This window comes from Micromonospora sp. ATA51 (genome assembly GCF_016802855.1).
Taxonomy (GTDB): domain Bacteria; phylum Actinomycetota; class Actinomycetes; order Mycobacteriales; family Micromonosporaceae; genus Micromonospora; species Micromonospora sicca.
In genome coordinates this window covers 1-5,719 of the sequence record NZ_JAEVHJ010000383.1, presented here as the reverse complement: position 1 = coordinate 5,719, position 5,719 = coordinate 1, and the positions used below count along the sequence as shown (strand labels likewise).

At 72.5% G+C, this 5,719-nt stretch carries 5 protein-coding genes and 2 pseudogenes; all 7 read right to left on the bottom strand.

The window, feature by feature from the left end; genetic code table 11:
- Positions 1 to 33: 33 nt before the first annotated feature.
- Positions 34 to 546 (bottom strand): AAA family ATPase, encoded by a 513-nt coding sequence (locus JNW87_RS40295; protein ID WP_309234136.1) that lies wholly within the window; start codon positions 544 to 546, stop codon positions 34 to 36.
- Positions 547 to 1,011: 465 nt separating this feature from the next.
- Positions 1,012 to 1,221 carry a DUF6186 family protein gene (locus JNW87_RS33770; RefSeq protein ID WP_201749984.1) on the bottom strand — a complete coding sequence of 70 codons (210 nt, stop codon included), beginning with the start codon at positions 1,219 to 1,221 and terminating at the stop codon, positions 1,012 to 1,014.
- Positions 1,221 to 1,628 carry a hypothetical protein gene (locus JNW87_RS33765; RefSeq protein ID WP_238455083.1) on the bottom strand — a complete coding sequence of 136 codons (408 nt, stop codon included), beginning with the start codon at positions 1,626 to 1,628 and terminating at the stop codon, positions 1,221 to 1,223. Before JNW87_RS33765 ends, JNW87_RS33770 begins: the two co-directional genes overlap by 1 nt.
- Before the next feature lie 65 nt (positions 1,629 to 1,693).
- A pseudogene (locus JNW87_RS33760) lies at positions 1,694 to 2,730 on the bottom strand (bifunctional oligoribonuclease/PAP phosphatase NrnA).
- On the bottom strand, positions 2,727 to 3,218 hold the full coding sequence (gene rbfA, locus JNW87_RS33755; RefSeq protein ID WP_238455082.1) for a 30S ribosome-binding factor RbfA: 492 nt from the start codon (positions 3,216 to 3,218) through the stop codon (positions 2,727 to 2,729). The pseudogene JNW87_RS33760 and the gene rbfA overlap by 4 nt, the downstream one beginning before the upstream one ends.
- Positions 3,219 to 3,394: 176 nt before the next feature.
- On the bottom strand, positions 3,395 to 3,688 hold the full coding sequence (locus tag JNW87_RS33750; RefSeq protein WP_109805388.1) for a DUF503 domain-containing protein: 294 nt from the start codon (positions 3,686 to 3,688) through the stop codon (positions 3,395 to 3,397).
- An 88-nt stretch (positions 3,689 to 3,776) separates the two neighbouring features.
- Positions 3,777 to 5,719: pseudogene (gene infB, locus JNW87_RS33745) on the bottom strand (translation initiation factor IF-2); the annotation flags it as partial.

Here is a 5,719-nt window from a genome sequence, read left to right as displayed (position 1 = left end):
ACCCACCCCAGCCCTGCCCCGCCCCACCCCGGGTCAGGGGGTGGGGAGGGAGGCGAGCCAGCGGCGGAGGTCGGTGGGGGTGCGGAGGCGGACCACCGGCAGGTCGGGGGCGAGCGACGCCGCCGCGGTGAGGACGCGCGGGCGGGAGTGGCGTGGGTAGCGCCAGACGTAGCGGAGGAACTCCAGGTCGACCTGCTCCGGACAGCCCTCGGGGAGGTCGGCCCGGGGCGTGGCGCGGTGGGCCCAGCGGCGGCGGAGCACCCGGGCGAGGCAGCGCAGCCGGGGCGGGTCGCAGAGCAGCAGCAGGTCGGCGCGGGGCAGCCGGAGGTCGAGGGTGGCGCCGTAGTTGCCGTCCATCACCCAGGCCGGGCGCGCGGCGAGCGCGGCGACGTCGGCGCGGAAGTCGGCGGCGTCGGCGGCGACCCAGCCGGGCCGCCAGTAGTGCCGGTCGAGGTGGATCAGCGGGAGGTCGAGCCGGCGGGCGACCTCGCGGGCCAGGGTGCTCTTGCCGGCGCCCGAGCTGCCGACGACGAGGATGCGACGCACCCGGTGACGGTAGCGCCGGAGGGCGGGCCCGGGGAGCCGGGGCGGCGGTGACGCCGGGGATGGAGCGACGTCGGCGACGTCACCGCCGGACGACGTACGTCACTGACGGGTGTCCATCGAGGTCTGCAGCGCGCGACGCATCTGCTCGCGCGCCTCGTCGGTGGTCTCGGGCTGCGGCTTGCGGGTGGGCTTGGTCCCCATCTCCAGATCCCTTCCAGGGTGCTGACCACCGCGGCACGGTGGCCCTACGGGCGGTCGTGCTGAGCGCCCGGCAGCGGTCCGGGATCACCGGAGCGGCTCGCCTGGCAGCGTGAGCCCGGGTCGGTCCGACCCTGGAGGGAGGCGGCACCTGGTGTGGCGCCACCGCCCACGACCTGCGTCGCGGCGCGGCGCCGGTCCTTACCCAAGCTATCGTTCAGGTCCACATACTGCCCAGGATTCCCGACATCTGGACGGATACCCGCGTCAGCGGGCCAGGAAGTGCCAGCCGAGCCACCACCAGAAGCCGAACAGCCCGATCCGCCCCACCGGCACCGGGCCGACCGCGTACCGCATCACGAACGCGCAGACGTCGCCGAGCGACGGCACCCGGGAGTCCTCCCGCCGGGACGCCCACTCCACGCCCGCGAAGAGCAGGATCGCGGTCAGGAAGCCGCCGATGGCCAGCGCCCGCATCATCGCCGCACCAGCCCCCAGAACGCGGCCAGCCAGGCGAACCAGGCCGTGGAGCGGACCAGGTGGTCCTCCAGCAGCGGATCGGCCAGCCGGGAGAAGGTGGGGAAGTCGTCGCCCACCGAGAGCACGAAGGTCGCGCCCTCGAAGACCCCGAAGACGGTCACCGGCAGCAGCCACCAGACCGCCCCCGGGGTCAGCCGGCGGGGCGCGGGCCGCCGGGGCACCCGGTTGTTCAACCCGAGCCAGATCAGCGCGCCGCCGGTGCCGAGGGTGTAGAGGTTGGCCTGCGTGGAGAAGGACGGCAGTTGTCCGCCGACCAGGGAGAGGCAGATCAGCACCGGTACGGAGACGACGGGACGGTCCCAGGCTCGGGGCGCCTCGGCGGTGAGCTCTCGGGAGTGATCCATCATCCGATTGTCCCCACCCTCACGGAGCGCGGGAAGACCGCCACACCCCGGAGTCGACCCTGATCTCAGACCGCGAGCAACGCCCCGTCGAGCTCGGCCCGAATGCTGTCGACCACCTCGTCGACGCTGCCCCGACCGGTGAACCCGGCGGCGAACCGGTGACCACCGCCGCCCAACGCCACCGCCACCCGGCTCACATCCACCGCGCCCTTGCTCCGCAGCGACACCGCCCAGTCCCCGGCCGGCGTCTGCTTGACCACGCAGCTCACGTCCGCCTCGGCCGTGCAGCGCACCGAGTCGATCAGCGCCTCCAGCACGTACGGCGGCTGGTCGTGCCGCGCCAGGTCGTCCAGGGTCGCGTACGTCCAGACCAGGCCGCGCCCGCCGCCGCGCCCGGCTCCAGCCGGGCCCGGCCGATCGCCTCGCCGAAGAGGCGGACGGCGCCGAACGGCCGGGTGTCGAAGATCCGTCGGGAGATGTCCCCCGGTCGGATGCCGGTGGCCAGCAGCCGCGCCGCCATCTCGTGCACGGCCGGGGTGGTCGCCTCGAAGCGGAACGAGCCGGTGTCCGTGCTCAGCGCGACGTAGAGGCACGCCGCGATGTCCGCGTCCAGCGGCACCCCGAGCCGGTCCAGCAGCCCCTCGGCGACCACCGAGGTCGCCGCCGCGTGCGGGTCCACCAGGTTGATGTCGCCGAACCGGGTGTTGGAGGCGTGGTGGTCGAGCACCAGCGACGCACCCGCCGACCCGAGCCGGCCCACCAGGTCACCGAGCCGCGACTCGCTCGCCGCGTCGAAGCAGATGACCAGATCCGGATCCGGGTACGCGGCATCCTGCGGCACCAGCAGGTCGAGCCCGGGCAGCCAGCGGAACGGCTCCGGCACCTCCGGCGGCCCGGGGAAGGTCGCCTGGAGCTGTCGTACGCCCAGCCGGCGCAGCCCCAGCCCGAAGCCGAGCATGCTGCCCAGCGCGTCCCCGTCCGGGTTGACGTGGCAGATCAGCAGCACCCGCGCGTCGGCGGGGAGTCGGCGTACCGCGGCGACCGCGGCCGCCCACTCGGCCCCGGTGGGCGCCTCGGGGGCGCCCGCGGCGGGGTCGGTCACGGGCGATCGCCGCCGCGCGGCTCGTCCTCGGTCCCGGCGTCCTCGGTCTCGGCCTCGGCGTCCTCGACCTCGTCCTCGAGGCGGTACGGCTGCGGCTCGCCCGCGTACTTCGCGCTCGCGGCCAGCCGCTGCACCTCGGCGTCGGCGTTGCGGGCCGCGGCGAGCAGGTCGTCGATGTGCTTGACCTGGTCCTGCACGTCGTCCAGGACGAAGGTCAGGGTGGGCGAGTGCCGCAGCCCGAGGGCCTTCCCGACCGTGCTGCGCAGCAGGCCCTTGGCGCTCTCCAGCGCGGCGGCGGTGCTGGACTGGGCCGCCGCGTCGCCGAGCACGGTGTAGAACACCGTGGCGTCGCGCAGGTCGGCGGTGATCCGGGCGTCGGTGATGGTGATCATCCCGAGCCGGGGGTCCTTGATCTGGCTCCGCACCACCGACGCGACCAGTTCGCGGATGCGCTCCGCGTGCCGGCGTACCTTGGCCGGATCCGTCATCTCCCCCACCTCCAGGGCATCCTGCTCCCGGCCGGAGACGGCGGCGCGGGGCGCCGCCGGGCCCGACCGCCCAACATCTCGAACACTACCCGCGCGATCGTGGCGGCCGCGCGGGGCCGCCGATGGCGACGGGCACCCCGGATCGGGCCCCGTCGGCGGGGACGACCGGCCCGGCGTCAGTCTTCCTCGCCGTACAGCCGGCGGCGCACGGACAGCAGCTCGGCCTCCGGCCGGGCGGCCACCAGGCGCTCGCACGAGTCGAGCACCTCGCGGACGTGCGCCGCCTCGGCGGCCACCACGGCCACCGCGATCTCGGCCCGGCCGTGCAGGTCGAGCGCTCCCACCTCGGCGGCCGACACCTCGAAGCGGCGCAGCGCCGCCACGATCGGCCGTACATATGATCTTTTCGCCTTGAGCGACCTGGAGTCGCCTGGCAGCAGCAGGTCGAAGACCACGGTTCCGGTGAACATCGCCCCGGACATTACGGTCACCCCAGGACATGATCAAGGGGTTTACGCCTTTCGGCGTAAACCCCTTGATCACTGTGTCACCGTCGGATCAGGCGCGCGGCTTCTCCCGCATCTCGAAGGTCTCGATGATGTCGCCGACCTGGACGTTGTTGAAACCGGCCAGGGTCAGACCACACTCGAAGCCCTCGCGGACCTCCGTCGCGTCGTCCTTGAACCGCTTGAGCGAACTGACCGTGAGGTTGTCCGCCACGACCGCCCCGTCCCGCAGCAGCCGCGCCTTGGCGTTGCGGCGGATGACGCCGGACCGGACGATACAGCCGGAGATGTTGCCGACCTTGGACGAGCGGAACACGTCGCGGATCTCCGCGGAGCCCAGCTCGACCTCCTCGTACTCCGGCTTGAGCAGCCCCTTGAGCGCGGCGTCGATCTCCTCGATGGCCTGGTAGATGACCGTGTAGTACCGGATCTCCACGCCCTCGCGGTCGGCGATCTCGCGGACCTTGTTGGCGGCCCGCACGTTGAAGCCGATGATCGTGACCGCCTCGGACGAGGCGCTCGCGAGCATGACGTCGCTCTCGGTGATCGCACCCACGCCCCGGTGGATGATCCTGAGCTGGACCTCCTCCGGGATGTCGAGGTTGAACAGCGCGTCCTCGAGGGCCTCCACGGAACCGGAGACGTCGCCCTTGAGCACCAGGTTGAGCGAGGTCTTCTCGCCCTCCTTGAGCTGCTCCATGAGCGTCTCGAGAGTGGCCCGGCCACGCGAGTTGGCGAAGGACGCCGCCCGCCGCCGCGCCTGCCGCTGCTCGGCGATCTGGCGCACCGTGCGGTCGTCCTCGGCAGCCAGGAAGGTGTCACCCGCACCCGGCACCGCGGTCAGACCGAGCACCAGGACCGGACGGGCCGGACCCGCCTCGGCGACCTGGTTGCCGTTCTCGTCGAGCATCGCCCGGACCCGGCCGTGCGCCCCACCGGCGACGATCGAGTCGCCGGCCCGCAGGGTGCCCTTCTGCACCAGCACCGTCGCCACCGCACCGCGGCCCTTGTCCAGGTGCGCCTCGATGGCCACACCCTGCGCCGGCCCGTCGATCGGAGCGGTCAGCTCCAGCGACGCGTCGGCGGTCAGCAGGACCGCCTCGAGCAGCTCCTCGATGCCGATGCCCGGCTTCGCCGCCACGTTGACGAACATGGTCTCGCCGCCGTACTCCTCGGCGACCAGCCCGTACTCGGTCAGCTGCTGGCGGACCTTGTCCGGGTTGGCCTCCGGCTTGTCGACCTTGTTGACCGCGACCACGATCGGCACGTCGGCCGCCTTGGCGTGGTTCAACGCCTCGATGGTCTGCGGCATCACGCCGTCGTCGGCCGCCACCACCAGCACCACGATGTCCGTCACCTGGGCACCACGGGCACGCATGGCGGTGAACGCCTCGTGACCCGGGGTGTCGATGAAGGTCACCGCGCGGTCCTCGCCCTCGTGCGGGACGTGGACCTGGTACGCGCCGATGTGCTGGGTGATGCCACCCGCCTCGCCGGCCACGACGTTCGCCTTACGGATCGCGTCGAGCAGCTTGGTCTTACCGTGGTCGACGTGACCCATGACGGTCACCACCGGCGCACGGCTGACCAGGCGCTCCTCCGCGACCACGGCGTCGAGGTCGATGTTGAACTGCGCGAGCAGCTCGCGGTCCTCGTCCTCCGGGCTGACGATCTGCACGTCGAAACCGAGGTGCTCACCCAGCAGCAGCAGGGTGTCGTCGGAGCAGGACTGGGTCGCGGTGACCATCTCGCCCAGGTTGAACATCTCCTGGACCAGCGAACCCGGGTTGGCGTTGATCTTGTCGGCGAAGTCCGACAGCGAGGCGCCACGAGAGAGCCGGACGACCTGACCCTGACCCCGGGGGGCACCCGAGCTCATGGTCGGGGCCGACAGGTTGTCGAACTCCTGTCTGCGCTGCTTCTTGGACTTGCGACCACGGGTCGGCCGACCACCGGACGCCCGAAGGCACCCGCGGCGCCACCGCCACGGCCACG

Coding starts and splice junctions, on each gene's coding strand:
- JNW87_RS33770 (WP_201749984.1), bottom strand. CDS start 1,221: ATGCGGGCGCTGGCCATCGGCGGCTTCCTGACCGCGATCCTGCTCTTC.
- JNW87_RS33765 (WP_238455083.1), bottom strand. CDS start 1,628: ATGGATCACTCCCGAGAGCTCACCGCCGAGGCGCCCCGAGCCTGGGAC.
- rbfA (WP_238455082.1), bottom strand. CDS start 3,218: ATGACGGATCCGGCCAAGGTACGCCGGCACGCGGAGCGCATCCGCGAA.
- JNW87_RS33750 (WP_109805388.1), bottom strand. CDS start 3,688: ATGTTCACCGGAACCGTGGTCTTCGACCTGCTGCTGCCAGGCGACTCC.